The 17,124-nt window shown below is 66.7% G+C and carries 14 protein-coding genes and 1 pseudogene; 7 read left to right on the top strand and 8 right to left on the bottom strand.

All coding sequences use genetic code 11. The features are described 5' to 3' along the window. Positions 1-1,184 precede the first annotated feature (1,184 nt). Positions 1,185-2,930 carry an RICIN domain-containing protein gene (locus AB0I11_RS32750; protein WP_357329529.1) on the top strand — a complete coding sequence of 582 codons (1,746 nt, stop codon included), beginning with the start codon at positions 1,185-1,187 and terminating at the stop codon, positions 2,928-2,930. A 90-nt stretch (positions 2,931-3,020) separates the two neighbouring features. Here the strand turns inward: AB0I11_RS32750 and AB0I11_RS32745 are convergent, their stop codons facing one another. The 4 genes from AB0I11_RS32745 to AB0I11_RS32730 all read right to left on the bottom strand — a co-directional run bounded on the left by AB0I11_RS32745 (position 3,021) and on the right by AB0I11_RS32730 (position 7,845). Continuing rightward, positions 3,021-4,745 carry a trehalase family glycosidase gene (locus tag AB0I11_RS32745; protein WP_357329527.1) on the bottom strand — a complete coding sequence of 575 codons (1,725 nt, stop codon included), beginning with the start codon at positions 4,743-4,745 and terminating at the stop codon, positions 3,021-3,023. Positions 4,746-4,770: 25 nt separating this feature from the next. Continuing rightward, the gene (locus tag AB0I11_RS32740) at positions 4,771-5,589 is read right to left on the bottom strand and encodes a carbohydrate ABC transporter permease (RefSeq protein ID WP_357329525.1); all 819 of its coding nucleotides are present in this window, start codon (positions 5,587-5,589) and stop codon (positions 4,771-4,773) included. After that, positions 5,586-6,425, bottom strand: coding sequence for a sugar ABC transporter permease (locus AB0I11_RS32735; RefSeq protein WP_357329523.1), 840 nt, complete (start codon positions 6,423-6,425; stop codon positions 5,586-5,588). Before AB0I11_RS32735 ends, AB0I11_RS32740 begins: the two co-directional genes overlap by 4 nt. Positions 6,426-6,588: 163 nt before the next feature. Beyond that, the gene (locus tag AB0I11_RS32730; RefSeq protein ID WP_357329521.1) at positions 6,589-7,845 is read right to left on the bottom strand and encodes an extracellular solute-binding protein; all 1,257 of its coding nucleotides are present in this window, start codon (positions 7,843-7,845) and stop codon (positions 6,589-6,591) included. A gap of 416 nt (positions 7,846-8,261) precedes the next feature. On the opposite strand from AB0I11_RS32730, the gene AB0I11_RS32725 reads away from it, so the two are divergent. The 3 genes from AB0I11_RS32725 to AB0I11_RS32715 all read left to right on the top strand — a co-directional run bounded on the left by AB0I11_RS32725 (position 8,262) and on the right by AB0I11_RS32715 (position 10,858). Further along, positions 8,262-9,275, top strand: coding sequence for a LacI family DNA-binding transcriptional regulator (locus AB0I11_RS32725; protein WP_357329519.1), 1,014 nt, complete (start codon positions 8,262-8,264; stop codon positions 9,273-9,275). Positions 9,276-9,552: 277 nt separating this feature from the next. Then, on the top strand, positions 9,553-10,419 hold the full coding sequence (locus AB0I11_RS32720; RefSeq protein WP_357329517.1) for a hypothetical protein: 867 nt from the start codon (positions 9,553-9,555) through the stop codon (positions 10,417-10,419). Between the two features lie 130 nt (positions 10,420-10,549). Continuing rightward, complete coding sequence (locus AB0I11_RS32715) at positions 10,550-10,858, top strand: hypothetical protein (protein ID WP_357329515.1); 309 nt, start codon at positions 10,550-10,552, stop codon at positions 10,856-10,858. 147 nt (positions 10,859-11,005) lie between these two features. On the opposite strand, the gene AB0I11_RS32710 is transcribed toward AB0I11_RS32715, so the two are convergent. Then, entirely contained in the window at positions 11,006-11,557 is a 552-nt protein-coding gene (locus tag AB0I11_RS32710; protein ID WP_357329513.1) for a hypothetical protein, read from the bottom strand. 180 nt (positions 11,558-11,737) lie between these two features. Then, positions 11,738-12,841, bottom strand: a complete 1,104-nt coding sequence (mraY, locus tag AB0I11_RS32705) for a phospho-N-acetylmuramoyl-pentapeptide-transferase (protein ID WP_357329511.1) — start codon at positions 12,839-12,841, stop codon at positions 11,738-11,740. Between the two features lie 369 nt (positions 12,842-13,210). Between mraY and AB0I11_RS32700 the strand changes: the two genes are divergently transcribed. Next, complete coding sequence (locus AB0I11_RS32700) at positions 13,211-13,621, top strand: hypothetical protein (RefSeq protein WP_357329509.1); 411 nt, start codon at positions 13,211-13,213, stop codon at positions 13,619-13,621. Positions 13,622-13,969: 348 nt separating this feature from the next. On the opposite strand, the gene AB0I11_RS32695 is transcribed toward AB0I11_RS32700, so the two are convergent. Beyond that, positions 13,970-14,548 (bottom strand): DUF4240 domain-containing protein, encoded by a 579-nt coding sequence (locus AB0I11_RS32695; protein WP_357329507.1) that lies wholly within the window; start codon positions 14,546-14,548, stop codon positions 13,970-13,972. Between the two features lie 227 nt (positions 14,549-14,775). On the opposite strand from AB0I11_RS32695, the gene AB0I11_RS32690 reads away from it, so the two are divergent. Both AB0I11_RS32690 and AB0I11_RS32685 read left to right on the top strand, forming a co-directional pair. Further along, positions 14,776-15,765 carry a hypothetical protein gene (locus AB0I11_RS32690; protein WP_357329505.1) on the top strand — a complete coding sequence of 330 codons (990 nt, stop codon included), beginning with the start codon at positions 14,776-14,778 and terminating at the stop codon, positions 15,763-15,765. Positions 15,766-16,224: 459 nt separating this feature from the next. Beyond that, complete coding sequence (locus AB0I11_RS32685; RefSeq protein WP_357329531.1) at positions 16,225-16,539, top strand: hypothetical protein; 315 nt, start codon at positions 16,225-16,227, stop codon at positions 16,537-16,539. Between the two features lie 229 nt (positions 16,540-16,768). Here AB0I11_RS32685 and AB0I11_RS32680 read toward each other — a convergent pair. Continuing rightward, positions 16,769-16,903: pseudogene (locus AB0I11_RS32680) on the bottom strand (DUF4240 domain-containing protein); the annotation flags it as partial. Between the last annotated feature and the right edge of the window lie 221 nt (positions 16,904-17,124).

Raw genomic sequence — 17,124 nt, 5'->3', positions numbered from 1 at the left:
CGCCGCGATCTGGCACAACAACGAAACCGGCGCACCCGTCACCCGGTCACTGATCGCCTACGACCACTGACCGGAATTCGGAACAACTCGTCTAGTGCCGTGACCACGAATGTTCACGGTGTTGGTTGACACGCCGTCGGCCTGACGGGCGTACGGCGTTGCGGCGGTCAGGCTGTGACGGTGGCAGATCCCGTACGCGTGCGGCGGCTGAGTGACCAGGAAGGTCAGCAGCTGCTGCGTATCACTCGTAGAGGCACCGGTTCACCGATTCGTTTACGGCGAGCAATGGTCGTGGATGGGCATCGCCAGCCTGGACCCTCGGTGGGCGGGTGGCCCTCCCCGCCTGATCAGTCGCGACGACGAGCAGTTCATCGTCGAGACGGCTAACACCCGCGCCGAAGCCTTGGGGCGGCCGTTCACCCGGTGGAGCGTCCGCAAGCTTGCCGACTATTTCGCCTCGCGGCCTGCAGCCGAGGAGCGCGAGCGAGGTGCACCTTGTGTTGACGGCCGGGTGGAACGACCCGTCAAGTGCCTACGCTGCCGACGGCAACGAGCACTGGACGCTCGACCTCGTGCGGCAGTGGTGGGCTGAACGCTGCCGGCCGGCCGCGCGGATCGATGACCCACAGGGTTACTGGTCTTCGGGGAACGGGCTGATGGACGGGAAAACGCGACGGGCCTCCGCGACTTCGCCTCGTACCTGACCAACGGCCTTGAGGCCGATCTTCGCGACTACGGGTTCTGGCTGGACAACCGGCGGCCACCCCTGCCACACGAAACGGCTCCTCGCCTGGGCCGCCCGTAGTGAGCCGCGGGGCTTGCGGCTCGGCCAGCTTCGACGTACAGGACCGGGGTCGACATAGACCGCAGTTGACACGTCCTATCGTCTGCCATACCGTTCCAACGAATCGATTCGATGAAGTAGATCCGCCGTGAACCGCAGTTGCTCTGCTCACCGGCGGGGTGCGGTCGACCCGTTGTCGTGTCGTGCCAACTCGCGGTCGCGGACGGTGGCTCCACGCTCACTTTTGGGAACCCGTGGCCGGTCCTTGGCCGCATCGAGCGGGGGAAAGTCGCGTCGACTTTCTCCACAGCCACACGTCTTTCCATCCCCCTTCACCGTGCTTAGCGGACAGTCCCCACGAATCGACACACAGAGGAGACGTCAGGTGCGCGTGCCACGAATGCAAGGAGCGTTCAGGCGCGGCGTTCTCGCCGCGGTGCTCGTCCTCACTTCCGGGTTCACGGTGTCACTCGCCCGTCCGGCCCTCGCCGCCAACGAATCCATCAGCGTCAACTTCGCAACGACCACCGGTACGCCGACCTACCGGGCATCCGGCTGGATCTACGGCATGACCGAGGACGGCTTGAACCCGCCGGACAACTTCTTCCGTGATGTCAAGTTTCAGGCCATGCGGGCCGGCGGAGCGCAGTTACCCGGCGGCGGCTGGGTCGGCGGCGGCTACGACCGGCGGTGGAACGCCACGCGCGCGCAAGCGCAGCGTACGGCGGCGCTCGGCGGAAAGTTCGTGTTGCTCAACCACGACCTCTGGGGCGCCGACGGTGCATCGATCAGCCGGTTCCCCGGCGACAACGGGGACTGGACCGACTACGACAGGTTCCTGAATCGTCTGTTCAACGACGTGAAGGCGGCCGGGATCACGGTCGAGTGGGACATCTGGAACGAGCCGAACATCACGCTCTTCTGGAACCGGCCCCAGTCGCAGTACTTCGAGCTGTGGAAGCGCACCTACCAGCGAATCCGTGCCACCTTCCCCAACATGCTGATCGTGGGGCCCAGCTTCGCCGGCGTGCCGTCGACCGGCGGCTGGTGGACGCAGTACCTGGACTACGTCAAGGCAAACAACGTCTTGCCGGACATCATCAGCTGGCACTCGCTGCCCGGCGATCCGGTGTCGAACGTCGCCACGGCCAACCAGACTCTGGACTCACGCGGCATCGCACACCAGCGGCCGTACCAGATCAACGAGTACGGCGCATCGAACGAGCAGAACCCGGGCGGCGGAGCGTGGTACATCGCTCGCCTCGAGCGTGCGGGCGCCGACGGCCTTCGCGCGAACTGGGCCGGCGGTCAGAACCTGCACAACGACCTGGCCAGCCTGCTCACCCGCAACGCGGCCGGGCAGTACCAGACCAAGGGTGAGTGGTGGGTGTACAACTTCTACGCCTCGCAGACCGGCCAGGTTGTGTCGGTCACCCCGAGCGGGTCGTACGACGCGTTTGCCACCAAGACGGCCGGCTCCGCGAAGGTCCTCGTCGGCGGCAGTCGCACGACCGGCAACGTAGCGGTGAACCTGCAGCGGCTCGACTCGACCAGCGGCATCGTGCAGAACAACCAGGTTCGGGTGCTTGTGCAGCGCATCCCCTACAACGGGGGTGGGGCCGTGGGGGGCCCGGTGACGGTGCAGGACAGCGTGGTGACGCTGTCGGGCAACGCGGCCACGGTCAACGTGTCGCACACCACGATCGAGGACACGTACACGATCACGGTGCTGCCGCCGTCGGGTAGCAGCGACGGTCAGGGTCAGCAGATTGTTGGCGGGCAGTCCGGCCGTTGCGTGGACGTGCCGAACTCCAGCACGACGAATGGCACCCAGGTGCAGTTGTGGGACTGCAGCGGGCAGACCAACCAGCGCTTCACCCACACCTCGGGCAAGCAACTGCAGGTGTACGGCAACAAGTGCCTCGACGCCAACGCCCAGGGCACCAGCAACGGAACCCAGGTGATCATCTGGGACTGCAACGGGCAGAGCAACCAGCAATGGAACGTCAACGCGAACGGCACGATCACCGGCGTGCAGTCCGGACTCTGTCTCGACGCCACCGGCGCCGCCACCGCCAACGGCACAAAACTCATCCTCTGGGCCTGCAATGGCGGCTCCAACCAGCAATGGAGCCTGCGCAACTGAGGTGACCCCCGGTTCGCGACGTTGTCTCCCGCGAAACCGTAGCCCCGTTCCCGGCCCAGACCGGGAACGGGGCTACGGCGCACCAGGTGGTCATGCTGCTGTTGCGGCACTCCGCTTGATGTGGGCCGCGGCGAGGATCAGGTAGGCGCTGGCGGTCCAGGTGTAGGCGCGGTCGCGCAGTCCGATGCCGGTGTGCGCGTCGAAGTTCTCGGCGAATCCGGACCGTTCGCACAGCCTGCGAAAGCGAGTACTGATGTCGTCGGCGAGGTCGGTGTACCCGGCGCGGCGAAGGCCATCCTCGATCAGGACGGTGGAGGGCGCCCAGATCGGGCCGCGCCAGTAACCGTCGGCCTCATAGTGCGGGGACGCGGGTTGCTCGGTCGCGGCTCCGAAGGCCGTGAGGTGGGTCCGGATCCGCGTTGCCAGGGCCTCGCGTATTGTGGCCGGCAGGTCGTCACCGAGCGTGATGGCCATAAGATCGAGCAGGCTTTCGCTGGTCCAGGTGCGACCGGTCGTGGGGCTGCGGGCCGCGAACCGTTCGCCTTCCCACAGGCGGTTGAGCATGGCGGCCCGGATCTCTTCGGCCGTTGCCGTCCAGCGAATCGCGTCGTCGTCACGGCCGAGGGCCGCCGCGAGGTCGGCGAGTTCCCGTAGCTGCAAGACGAGGAAGGCCGCGAGGTCGGCGCTCTGCACGACGCGCTCCGGTTCGAACGTGGTGGCGTTGTCCCAGCCGCTGTCGTTGCCGTGCTGATAGTGCGGAAGTTGCTCGCCGGGAGCGCGGCGCGCGTCGAGCCAGAACCTGGTCCAGCGGGCGAGAGCTTCGTAGGTGGCTGCCAGCTCCGTGACGTCGACGTGCCGTAGCCGTCGGCGTAACTGCCGGAGGGTCCAGCCGTGAATGGGTGGCTTGACGAAGTTGTAGAGCACCTCGGAATGGGTGATCGAGTCGGGCAAGGCACCGGCGGGGTCCTGGTGGTCGAAGGCGACGCGGAACTGGTGCCAGGCAAGCTCGGGCAGGCCGTCGGCGAGCGCGAGGGCGTTGAAGCAGTGGTCCCAGCTCCAGACCTTGTCCATCCAGTGCTTGGACATGAGCACCGCGGGACGGGTGACGAACCCGGCAGGACGGACGGTTGCCGACCACAGGACGTAGGCTGCCAGCTCGGCCGCCGGCGTTTGCGGGCCGCGCCAAGGCGCCATGGCCTCGAGGAAGCCGGTGAACTCCGCCTCGGCATCCTTGATGACCTGCTCGAACGTGAGGTGGCTTCGGTAGGGCGGACGCGCGGTGTCGTACTCCTCGATCACGACCTCCCACGGCTCGTCGTCATCGACATTGATGCCCCGTTCGCCGGTGCCCAGGATCTGCACGCCAGTGCCGGTGGCGGTGCCAACGAGCACGGTGACCCGATATCGGCGGCCAGTGCCGTAGTCGGTGAACACATGTGCACCGTCGACCGGGTCCTGGTAGAAGTAGGTGCCGCTGAACGGTGTGAGCGTCGCCTGAGCGGCGCGGATCGTCATCCCAAGGCCATGGCCGCGCAGCCGGACCGTGTCGACCGTCTCGTAGGCGAGCTCCACCCGGCCCCGGTCATCGGTCCAGGCCAGCACGGACGGCGATGCGGACACGGTCGTCTCCACCTCGGCACCGGCCCGTACCGGCACGAGCATCAGGACGGCGTGCAGGCCCGTCTGGTGCGAAACCAGGTGTAGGTGTTCGGCATAGGTCTCCTCGGCGATGACCGGCGAGATGCCGAACCAGGAACCTGCGTAGCTGAACGGAATGTGCTGCACAGAGAAGACGGGGCCCATGGGGCTGCTCATGCTGCGGCTCACTCTCTGGGGCGGGTCAGTCCTTGATGGCGCCGGTGGTGACTCCGGCGGTGACGTACCGCTGCGCGACGACGAGCATCACGGCGGCCGGGATCGACGCGACGACGGCCGTGGCCATGATGGCGTTCCACTGCTGGTTGTTGTTTCCGATGTACTGGTAGATGCCCAGGGTGATGGGCCGCACCGGGCCGCCGCTGTCGAGCGTGCTGGCGAAGACGAAGTCCGACCAGGCCCACAGGAACGCGAACAGGGAGACCGTCACGATGGCGTTGCGGCTGATGGGGAGCACGATGGACCAGAAGGTGCGCAGGGTTCCAGCACCGTCGGTGCATGCGGCCTGTAGCAGGTCGTCCGGGATGCCGGACATGAAGGCGGTGAAGACCAGCACGGCGAAGGGCACGGCGATGGTGGAGTCGGCGAGGATCAGGCCGGGCCAAGCGTTGAGCAGGCCGAGGTTGAGGTAGATGGCGTAGAAGCCCATTGCCATGATGATGCCCGGAATCATCTGCGCGGCCACGAGCACGAAGCCCAGAAGACCGCCACCGCGGGGCTGCAGCTTTGCCAGGGCGTAGCCGGCCGGCGCAGCGAGCACGATGGTAAGGGCGACGGTGCCGAGGCCGATGAGGAGGCTGGTGCCGAGGTTGGGCAGCTGCTGCTTGAGCACGACCCGGTACCCGTCGAACGTCGGGTCGACGGGGAACACCGTCGGCGGCTGCCTGCGCATGTCGTGGTCGCGGGTCAACGACACGTTGACCATCCAGTACACGGGGAAGAGCATCACAGCGGTGAACAGCAGCCCGAGCAGAGTTCGCCACCGGCTTGTCCAACGGTTCATGGCCGCCTCTGTTTCCGTTGCGTCCGGATGTAGAGCAGGCTCAAGGCCAATGCCAGGACGATGAGCAGGTTGCCTACCGCGGCGCCGGGGCCGAACTGGGGCAGGAGGTTGCCGAAGCCGAGGCGATAGGACCAGGTGGCGAATGTGGTCGAGGAGTCCACCGGCCCGCCTTTGGTCATGATCCAGATAATGTCGAAGACCTTCAGCGTGTACACGAGGCCGAGCAGCAGTGTGATGGCGGACACCGGACGCAGCAGTGGGAAGGTCATCCGCCAGAACTGCTGCCAGCCGGTCGCACCGTCCAGCGCTGCGGCCTCGTACAGCTCACCCGGGATGGCCTGCAGACCGCTGTAGAGCACGACGAGGTTGAACGGGATGCCGATCCAGACATTCGCGATGATCACCGAGACGAGCGACCAGTCGGGCGAGGTGAGCCAGTTGACGGGGCCGACGCCGAACACCGACAGCGCAGCGTTGACGACGCCGGAGTCGCTGTTGAGCATCCATGACCACGTCGAGGCGGACACGATCAGCGGGAGCAGCCACGGCACCAGGAAGAGCGCGCGCAGCGTCGCCGACAGGCGGAAGTGGCGGTTGAAGAACACCGCCAGGGCCAGGCCGGCGGCGAACTGGAAGAGCAGTGATGCCACGGTGAAGAGGACCGTGTGGCCCAACGCCGGTCCGAAGGTCGGGTCGTCAAACACCTCGCGGTAGTTGTCCAAGCCGCTGAACGGCGCGTCACCCTGCACGAACGAGCGGACGGTGTAGTGCCGCACGCTCAGGTCGACGTTGCGGTACAGGGGGTAGGCGTAGAAGGCGGCGAGGTAGCCGACCACCGGTGCCAGGAACGCCCATCCGACCCACCTCGTCGTGCGTGCCCGGCCCGTGCGTCTCCTTGCCCGGGCCGAGGGCGGGACCGCCCGGGCCGTCCCATCCTCGGCACGCACCGCCACCCGTGCGTTCCCGGGCTGTGTCGTACGGTCCATGAGGCGGATGGGCCTACTTCGTCGCCGCCGCGGCCGTCGCCTGCGCGGCGGCGAGCGCGTCGGCCGGGGACTTCGACCCGCTCAGCGCGCCCTGAACGGCGGTCCACAGCGGCTCGGAGATCTTCGGGTACTTCGTGCCGAGCTCATCGCTGGTGCGGCCCTTGGCAGCCTTCACCGCCTCGACCCACACCTTCAGCTCGGGGTTGGCCGCCAGCTGCTTGTCCTGCACCGCTGAGGTCGGCGCGACATAGTTGAGCGCGCTGACGGTGGCGTAGGAGTTCTCGGTATTGGTCAGGCACTGCACCAGCTTCTTGCTGGTGTCGTAGCGGCCGGTTTCCTTCTGCACCGGAATGCTGACGAACTCGCCGCCGGTCGGCGCCGCCGCGGTGCCGCCATCGCGACCCGGGATCGGGATGATGCCGTACTCGAAGCCGGCTTTTTCCGCGTTCCCCAGCTGCCAGGTGCCGTTCTCGGCGAACGCGTACCCGCCGGTGGCGAACTCCTGCCAGCTCGTAGTCTGAGTGTTGTTGATGACGGAGTTGGGCGCGTAGCCCTGCTTGAGCCAGTCGGTCCACAACTGCAGCGACGCGACCGCCTCCGGCGAGTCGAGCTTGCGCAGGTCCGCGCCGGAACCCCAGAACCACGGCAGGAACTGGAAGCTGCCCTCTTCCGTACCGATGCCGGAGAAGGTGATGCCCTTCTTGCCAGCCGCCTTTACCGCGCCCAGCGCCGCGGTCAGCGACGCCCAGTCCTTGACGCTGCCGATGTCCACGCCGGCCGCCCGCAGCACCGCCTTGTTGTAGTACAGGGCCAGGGTATTGGCGCCGATCGGCACCCCGTACGACTTGCCGCCGATCGTTCCGGCCGCGATCAGGTTCGGCGAGATGGCGCTGACGTCGAGCTTGTTCTCCTGAGTGGTCGTCAGCACCCCGGCCTCGGCGAGCGTGGAGACGACCGGATTGTCAACGATGAGCACGTCGGGGGAGTTGCCCTGCTGCGCGGCCAGCAGCGCCTTGTTGGTCAGGTCGCTGGTGTCGTAGGCGGTGCGCTTGATGCTCACGCCGGCGTCCGTACCGCACTTGCTCAGCAGTTGCACCCACGCAGAGCCGTCGTCGTACTGCGGATACGGGTCCCAGACCGTGTAGCTGCTGCTGCCGGAGGAGCCATCCCCGGGAGCGTCCGACGACGAGCAGGCGGCCGTGCCGGCGGTGACGGCAAGGGAGATCAAGGCGGCGCCGAGGACGCGGCGCCCGGTACGGAGCAAGGTCATGGTGGCCCTCCGCGGGGTAGGGATGTCGGGCTGTCGCCAGTCGTGCCAGTCGGACATAAGGGACAGTGGGGCTCGACGGTGGAGCAGCAACCGCAGCGCACCAGAGTTGTGGCTGTTCGCGCGAGCACAGGCGGGTATGTGCTTGGTGACGAAGGCGGTTGAACGGGGCGGAGCGAATCGGTTCGACCGAACATAGGCGTGTTCTTCGGGTCGGGTCAAGTGGTGGAGGCCGGCAGATCGCAAGTCGGTTCAACGCTGGGGAGCTGTTGGCCGGTGCGGCGTTGGGTATCGGAGCAGGCCGATTTGCTGTGGACGAACCGATTCGGTCCGGCGTACATCGTGGGCCAGGGACCCGGTACGGTCCATACGATGCGGCGTTGCCGCAGGGCGGGCCGACGGTTGGTGAGGGAGCAAGGATGAACATCGGAGAGATCGCTCGCCGGGCGGGTGTGTCCCGAAGCACGGTGTCATACACGCTCACCGGAAAGCGACGCGTGTCCGAGGAGACCCGCCGACGCATCCAGGCTGTCATCGACGAACTCGGCTACCGGCCCAACGCCAGCGCCCGAGCCTTGAAAGAGGGTCGGACACGAACTCTCGGTTTGGTCATTCCCCCGGCGAGCCAGCGGTTGACCGAGATGCAGCTCGCGTTCGTCGCCAGCATCGTAGAGGCGGCCGCCCGAGCGGATTTCGACGTGTTGTTGTCCCCGTCCGGCGGCGACCACGAGCGCTCGTTTGAACGGGTCGTCACCGGTCGCCGCGTCGACGGCGTCATCCTGATGGAGATAAGGCTCGAAGACGACCGAGTCACGCGGCTGCAAAACGTCGGCCTGCCCTTCGTCACCATCGGCCGAACCCGCGATGCCGAGCACATGTGGTGTGTCGACATCGACTACGCGACGCTCGTCTCGCGATGCGTGCACCACCTCGCCGACCTCGGCCACCGGAACATCGCCCTCGTCAACCGCTCCACCGAGCTCGTTGCCGCCGGCTACGGCCCGGGCCACCGCGCCCTCACCGGCTTCACCGACGCCGTCGTTGAACGGAACGTGACCGGAGTCGACGTATGTTGCGCCGACGACGCACCGGCCGGGGAGGCCTGCGTGGAGCAGTTGCGCGATGACCATCGTGAGGTGACCGCGCTGGTCACCGTCAACGAGGCCGCGCTGCCGGGAATCCAACGCGGCCTGGAGCGCGCCGGCCTGCGAGTGCCCCGCGACTTCTCCGTCGCCGGCGTGGCCGCCCGGCACTGGGCTGAGGACTTCCGGCCGCCGATGACCGCCGTCGACGTTCCCACGCACGACATGGGCGCTCAGGCCGTCGAGCTCCTGCTGGAGCGCCTCGCCAACCCACAGGCGCACCCGCGCCACATCCTGCACGCCCCACCCGTGTCGTTGCGCGCCACCACAGGCCCCGCCCCCACGCGGTGACTCAGCTGCGCCGAACCGATTCGCGACCTTTTACGCGAGGATCTCATAGGGACGTATCGCGTCAAGGATTGCCCAACGGCTGACCATCGCGTCTCGTCGGCATGCTTCGGCTACCGGCCACTAGGGGTTGGCCACGGTGGGCGCCGTCAGCCGGCGTGGAACCGGTCGAACCTCGTTGCGAACCGATCCGAGTGCGAGCGGGCCGCGCGTTGTCGGCATCCGGTCGTGCCGATGAGCGGATGCCCCAGAAGCCCGTGAGGTGTGATGATCGGCGGCGATGAACAGCAGTGACGATTCCCGGTCAATGACCGCGGCACTGGGCCGGGTGGTGGTGCCGTCGCGGACTGTCGTGCTTGGCTGCGGTGGGTTTCTCGATCAGTGGGCCGACCTTGGAGAGCCGTTGTCGGTTCGTGCGATGCGGGCGGCGGATACGGGCGGCGCTCACCTGCAGGACTGGCTCGCCGAGGCGGTCGCCGTGCCAGCCGGACCTGGAGCGTTAACGGTCACTGCGCACACCCGGCCCGGTACGTACGAGGCGATCGACACCATAGCCGCGCTCGATATCGACCTGAACCTGCCGTGGTCGGCGGTGTCAGCAGGAGAAGAACCGGTGGTGCTGGGTGATCTGCCCGTGGACCCGTCCGGGATGGTCATCGGTGACGCGGTTGCGCTTGATTCATGGGTCGGCTTCCTGCCGGCGGCGCGCAGTGTCGACGGGTTAGCTGACCTGCGAATCTGGGGCAAAGGCGATGAGGAGGCTTGGGCGCGCTTCGGTGCGCAACCGATTCCGGCGTTCCGCACCAACCGCCCGCACGGCTGGTTGGATCTACCTGTCGAAGTCGCCCTTGAGAGGGCGGCGGAGATCAACCGGTGGGCGGTCGCGCGGGGCCACTTCGCGCACATGGCGTCCGTCGACCTGCACAGCCATCACCATCTCGGATGGCGAGCCGGCTGGCAGGATCCGCTCGGCGCCGGAGTGATCGAGGTAGCCGGCTGCCCGATCCTGTGTGTCGGCTGGGCACCGAGCGAACTTCAGCGATTCAAAGCAGGCAGGTCGGTTGGACAGGTGTACTCGCTGACTCTGAAGGACGTCGCGGGCGGGGCCGTACTGCGGTGGAGCATCCCATCCGGCGGCGAGGTCTGACGAGTGCGCCAATCAGCGCTACGAGGCGATGCTGATACCTGCACGCTCATGCCGCTGATCGCGCGTTGTCGGCATCCGATCGTGCCGATGAGCGGAAGTCGCCGGTCCATAGGACACCTACCATCGGGACGTGCAGAACACCGACAACTCCGGTCACGACCGATACCGACCTGAAGAGTTCTGGACGCTGTCGACAACCTCCATGACCCAGCAGGAGGCTGAGGAGGCGGCGCGGCTCGTCCAAGAGCGCTTTCCTGAAGTCTTCGCCCACGCGGTGGATCCACGCGACTGGATGACGCTGCACCTTGACCGTTCAACCGCCGAAATGCTACGAGATGCGGTCGCCATGTTCGTGGCAGTGGGTGGTGACGCCGGCGCCATGCTGGAGGAGTTCGAGGGATTCCTAGCCATCGCAAACGCCGGCGAACGGGAGGGCTGACAACATCCGGATCTGCCGGGATCCGCGCGTGCAACGTCGCGGATGGTGTCCGCTCCTGCCGATGAGCGGACGCTTGATCTTGATTGGCGACTCGCCGAACGACCGGCGTGGCAGTCACACGGGTCGCTGTCGGCCGTCTGAGCCAGGTCAGTCGCCGCTGTAGCCCACGAAGTAGATCGCGTGCGGCACGTCACCGTCATACCCGATCACGTACCGGCCGTGCCATCGCTCATGGCCGGTGAGGGCGCCGTTCTCGATCGCCTCGGCGACTGCGGTGGCGGCCGGCCGACCTGTGCCGAACAGCTCGTCCAGCTCCTCGGCTGGCACTGGTGCCACCATGTGCGGTGCCGATGTGGCCGAGACCCCCGTCATGTCGATGATCGAGTGGGTGCCGGAGAACGGCTGCGACGCCAGCAGCGAGTCTGGGTCCGTCACCTCGATCTGCGCAGCACGCCATGCCTCTCGGGACATGCTGTCGTCCGGTTCCCAGCCGTCATCGTCAAATGCGTCGCCGATGCCCTTTCGAATCTCGGCAAGCTCCCACGCGACATAGTTGTCTTCGCCCATCGATCGGGCCCGGCTGTTCGGCTCTTCGCTATAGAACGAGCCCCGCGCGTACGCCTCCCGACGAGCTTGCTGCAACGCGCCAGCGAGATCCTGCTGATACGGCACCTGCCAGCTCCACGCCGATGCGCCCACCCTGTCACCTTCCTCTTGTCACCGGGCAGGGAGCGTACTGCCGCCCAGCAAACCTGTCATGCCGCGGATAAGGCGCGAATCCGTGAGCGTGTCCGGTTGGCAAACGGGCCATGGGAGCAGGTCGGGGAGCACCAGAGCCCAAGTGGCGCTGTCGTGCTCGCCGATCAGCTGGCACCCGGGTCATCCAACGACCGCCAAGAAGTCCGAGTAGAACAGGCCCAGGCCGGCCGCCACGCCGACGCCGGCCACGATCCAGAACCGGACCACGATAGTGGTCTCGCTCCATCCGGCCAGCTCGAAGTGGTGGTGCAAAGGCACCATCCGGAAGACGCGTCTACCGGTGGTCCGGAATGAGACGATCTGGATCACCCAGGTCGTCGTGATGATGACGAAGAGCCCGCCGATCATGATCGAAAGCAGCGTGGTGCGGGTTACCACCGCGAGCCCGCCGATCAGGCCGCCGAGTCCGAGCGCGCCCACATCACCCATGAAGATCCGCGCCGGGGACGTGTTCCACCACAGGAAGCCGACGCAGGCGGCGGCGGCCGCCGCCGCGATTATGGCGATCTCCAGGGGATCGCGTACCTGGTAGCAGTAGTCGTTCACCCGGGCGTACCCTTCGTCGGCGCACCAGTGCCGGTACTGCCAGAAGCCGATCAGCGCGTACCCGCCGAGCACCAGGATTGACGCGCCGGTGGCCAAGCCGTCGAGGCCGTCGGTGAGGTTCACGCCGTTCGACATCGCCGTGATCACGAAGACGATGACCATGACCGCGCCAACCTTGCCGACGTCGAGCCAGCTGATGTCGCGGATGAGCGAGATGTGCTCGCTGGCCACGGTCTGGCCGTTGGTGCTCGGCACGTAGAGCGCGGCGATACCGAAGCCGCCGCTGACGATCGCCTGGCCGAGCAGCTTGCCTTTGGCGGACAGGCCGTCGGAGTTGCGCCGGCGCACTTTGAGGAAGTCGTCGAAGAAGCCGACCACGCCGCAGAAGACGAAGAGCCCGAGCAGGACGAGGGCAGTCATCGTCGGCCCCTCCTGCGCGATCTGCCGCTCGGGCAGGGTCATCAGGGCGAGGTGCCCGGCAACGTACGCGAAGACGGTGGCCACGATGAAGACGACGCCGCCCATCGTGGGCCTGCCGTGCTTGCCCTGGTTGCTGGCCAGCCCGATGGATCGGATCGGCTGGCCTGCCTTGAGCGCGGTGAAGACGCGAATCGCCACCGGCGTGCCGAGCAGGGAGATGATGAACGCGACTGCGGCCGCGACGATGACCGCCCTCACGGGCGAGCCTCCACGCGAACCGGATTTCTCACGGCTTCCACACTGAGCTTCCAGATCAGCGCCTGACGTATCGACCTGTGCTGGCGGTGCAGATAGTCTCTAGCGAAGTCACGGATCATGAGAGATGAGCTTGCCATCCGACGGTGAGGGGACAGGAGGTTGAGGCGCTCGGAATACCGCTGGTCGGCCGATAGTCCATCTGCTGCGTCCGGTCACACTGGTGGTGTGAGACGGGGGACTTGGGTACGCGTCGTGTCCCTGGCCGTCTGTGTCCTGCTCTCAGCGGCCGTCGGCGGGTGGCAGGGCTGGCGGAATGCGACGGTAGACCCGCCTGCACCTCCGGCGGTCTGCCCGCTCATCCGGTCGGAGGTGTTCGACCTCCTCGTTCCTGGGCGCGGTGCCTTGCAGGTTGGGGAGCAGAACGGGCCAGGCATGCGCTCAAACTACTGCCTGGTCAAGAGCGCGTCCACGAAGGAGGGCGCACGTGGCTACCTGTGGGTGTCACTCGGGCGTTACGGGCGGTACGAGGGTCGCGGCCCGCGTTGCGTGGACCGAGCCGGGCTGCTGACGGTCATCAACAATAGGAATCATCCCGTTGCGCTCGGCGACCGCGCCGTCTACTTCATCGCGGGTGACCGCGAAACTGGCCGGCGCATCAACTTCTCGACGTGTTTCGGCACCTACGGAGTGCTGGTCGAATTCGAGGCGACCGGTGCCGCCGATACGGCGATGGTCGGGTCGGCCGCCACCGTCGCCCAGGAGGTGCTGTCGTGGCTATGAATGGCCTCCCATCGTGGGCACCCTCTCCGGAGAACCTGCAGCCCCTTCGTCGCCTCGACCGCCGAGTGCTACCGCGGCGGTGGCTGCTGGTTGCTGCGGCGGTGTCGCTCATCATCGCCGTCGGCGTTGTCGCCTGGCGCGTCGGCCGGCTGGCGGCACCCACACTGGGCAGGTGGCAGATCACCATCACCGACGCGACGAGCGACGCTCCGCCGCTACCCGACCTGCCAGCATCGCCGTCCGCGCGGTAACCCCCGGCTTGGCCGGGCGACGGCGGGTGACTATTTGAGTGACGATCGGGACGGACGCCGCGGACTGTTGCGGACACAGGGGGATCGTCCTCGCAGCTCAGCGGTTTCGAGGGCTGCTGCCGGCAAGAGCGCGAACGGCGGGTAGGTCGGCGAGGTTGTCGGGGTTTTGGGCGGCGTGTTGCCACCAGTGTTCTCCTTGGCCGATGAGCCGTGGTTGGAAGTACCAGAACGCGTCGCTGCTGCAGAGGCCGTCCATGATCTGGTTGGCGGCGCCCCACATGGCGTAGGTGTCGATCTGGCGACGTGCGGCCTGCAGGTGTAGCTGGTAGTCCGCGACGTGCTCAAGTGAGAGCGGCTGAGCCGGTGTGCCAACCAGTCGAGCCTCCGGGCGGTACCGGTCGCCTCCTCGGCTGATCGCTATAGGAACTGCCAGAACTCCGCAGTGTTCACGTCGAGGACGGTAACGGCCTGCCGTTGTGTCTGGGCGAGTAGACGGGAGCCTCCGTACGAGATTGCCTTCGGGGTTCCCCTCCGGCCGGCTCAATATCGGTGACGCCGAGGAGAGCGACGAGGTGACGCTGCAGCCGGGTCGCTGGCTGCGGCAGTTCAGGGTGGATGACGCGGCGCAGGCGCGACACGTCGATCTAGTGACGTGACCACTGTAGGGAGGTGTCACAGGATCGATGGGCCACCGAGCGCCGGCGTGCTGCGGTGAGGCCGTACCGGAGTTGGCGTTGCTGGTCTGATCCTGTGGGACGACGCGGCGTGTCGAAGCGCTGACGACCGCGACAGGCGCAGATGGCTGCGGGGTGTCTGGTTGCCGCGGCCCTTGTCGCTTTGAGGTAGGCGCTGTATGGCGCCGTGGGACAAATCTTGTCGGACCGCGTGCCTAGGGTCAGCCGCATGTACTTCGTGTGCCGTTGGCGGGAGGACAATCCTTTCGGCAAGCGGGTGGTCACCCTGCCCGAGGCGACCGTGCTCGACTGGTTCCGCTGCGGTTGGGAGCAGGACGATCCGTGCCTGTGGATCGAGGGCGAGCTGGGTGGCAACGTGTACGGCCTGGAGTCGATTTTCGAGGAGGTCCGGAAGCGGCGCCTGCCGCCACCGGAGTCGGTTGACGAACTGCGCGAGCTGCTGACCGAACACCTGTGGGTCGAGGGTGATGATGACTTCATCAGGCTCGGTGAGCACGCCCTGAGAGTGCGTACCGATGACGACGAGGTGGACCTGGCCTACTACTTCGTCGACGACGAGGCCGTTGCCGCGTCCCCCGACCGGCTCGCGTTCCTGCTGCACGACACGTGGCCCATGCCCGCCACCGCGGGTGTCTCGGAGGCGGTGTTCACGCACAGCGTTCCGGTCCGTACCGTCCGGCTGGCCCCGCCCGGACCGGATTCCGTCTTCTCGGTCCGCCTGTGCTGGCAATCGCCTGATGCCTATCGAAACCTGGACCTGATCGGCGCCGTCCACTTTCCCGGCCTGAGCCTGCCGGACCTCGCCGCCCACCTCGGCGTCGACGGCCCCGGCGCCCACGGTTGGCCGCACGACGTCCGGCTGCTGCGGGCCCTCGTCGCTCCTGGGGAGAACGATGTGGGCTGGGCGTTGGAGCGCTATGCCCAACTGCCGGGTTACGCCCCGTCACCTGCCAGTCTCGACCGGATGCCCACCCATGAGGCGGTTCACCGGGAGATGCTGGACCTGCTGCGCGCGCGGCGTCCCACCGAATCGCTGATCCAGGTGGATGAGCACATCACGCAGGTCGCCCGCTACATAGACGGCTTCTTCGGGTTCGACCAGTGGTTCCTGTTTGACAACCGGTGGGCGGCGGCCCACCCCGACCTGGCACGCTCGCTGCTGCACTACGCCGCTCACTGGGACCCCTACGGAACATAGCCCGCAATGGCGACAGGTTATCCTCACACGGCCGGTCTGGCAGGGCGCGCAGGTCGGCAGACCTGCGTTAGCTTGTGCGAGTGGCGCTGCAGTGGACCGAGGGATTCTCAGGCGACGAGCAGTCCTGCGACGTTCCGACTGTCGAGGAGTTGGACCGCGTCCTGGACCAGCTGAAGGACGGGCACGGCAGATCGGAATACCTTTCAACGTATCGCTTGCCCACGCTGATGCCACGACGATGACGATCGTTGTCGCCCCGACGTTGCCTACGTCGAGTGGATTCGCCTGCAGCCATGGTCCTGCCTCGGGTGCGAGAGGGAAGCACCCGCCTCGCCTTACGAGGACGACGAGCTTCTGGTGTTCGCCGGCAACGGCCAGCACAGCGAGCTGCCTAAGCGGAGGTGGATCGAGGTACCGAATTTCATCGGTTGATCCGCGCACCGGTGCGGAGGTGCTGCTGTGGACGCGGTAAGCGTTCCTGCCGAGCTGCTCAGCGAGGCTGTCCTGACCTGGACTGGCTGGGGTCGCACGACCTGGCCGGCCCAAGACGAACGCCTGGTGATCGAGCGGTTCGGAAACGAGCGAGCAGCCGGCCTTCTTCCGATGATCCGCCAGCTTGAGGACGACTTCTACCGGTCCGACGCCCGGTTCGCCACGGCTGATCTCGCTGAGATGGGCGACGCTGCGGCGGCAGAATTCCGGATCCGACACCCGGAGGTCTCCGATGCTGCAGTGCGAGCGTTGGCGTGGTGCTACACCTTCGACTACAAGTAAGCTCCGGCAGGTGGTGTCCACCTACCCTCACCCTGCTTCCGCTTTTTGCATGCTTCAAGGTCGGAGCACGTGCGGTGGCGCCGGGCGTCCAGCGCTTCATCGAGGCTGCCTTCGCGCCCGGTAATGCGGTTGTAGGCGCTCGGTGCCACGTAGGCGAGTTTCTCCCAGTCCGGCCATTCCCCGTCGGCCCATTCGCGGGGGCACGGCCGGCGAGCGCACGGACGGGGGACAGGTCGGCGAGGTTGTCGGGGTTTTGGGCGGCTTGGTGCCACCAGCGCTGCCCCTGGCCGATGAGCCATGGTTGGAAGTACCAGAACGAGTCGTCGCTACAAAGGCCGTCCATGATCTGGTGGGCTGCCCCCACATGGCGTAGGTATCGATCGAGCGACGCGCAGCGTCCAGGTGGATCTGGAAGTCCGCGATGTGCTCAAGAGAAACGCGGGTGAGTCGGCTGGCCAACTAGGCCGTGTCTCCTGGATCATGAGTAGCAGCGGTCGGGTTTCGCGCGTAGCCAGATGAGGATGTCGGCGATCTGCACGGTGGCGCGGTAGCGGCAGGCGAGCTTGTCGTACCTGGTGGCCACGG

The organism is Micromonospora sp. NPDC050495, from assembly GCF_040655175.1.
Lineage (GTDB): Bacteria > Actinomycetota > Actinomycetes > Mycobacteriales > Micromonosporaceae > Micromonospora.
This window is presented reverse-complemented; position numbering and strand designations above follow the sequence as displayed.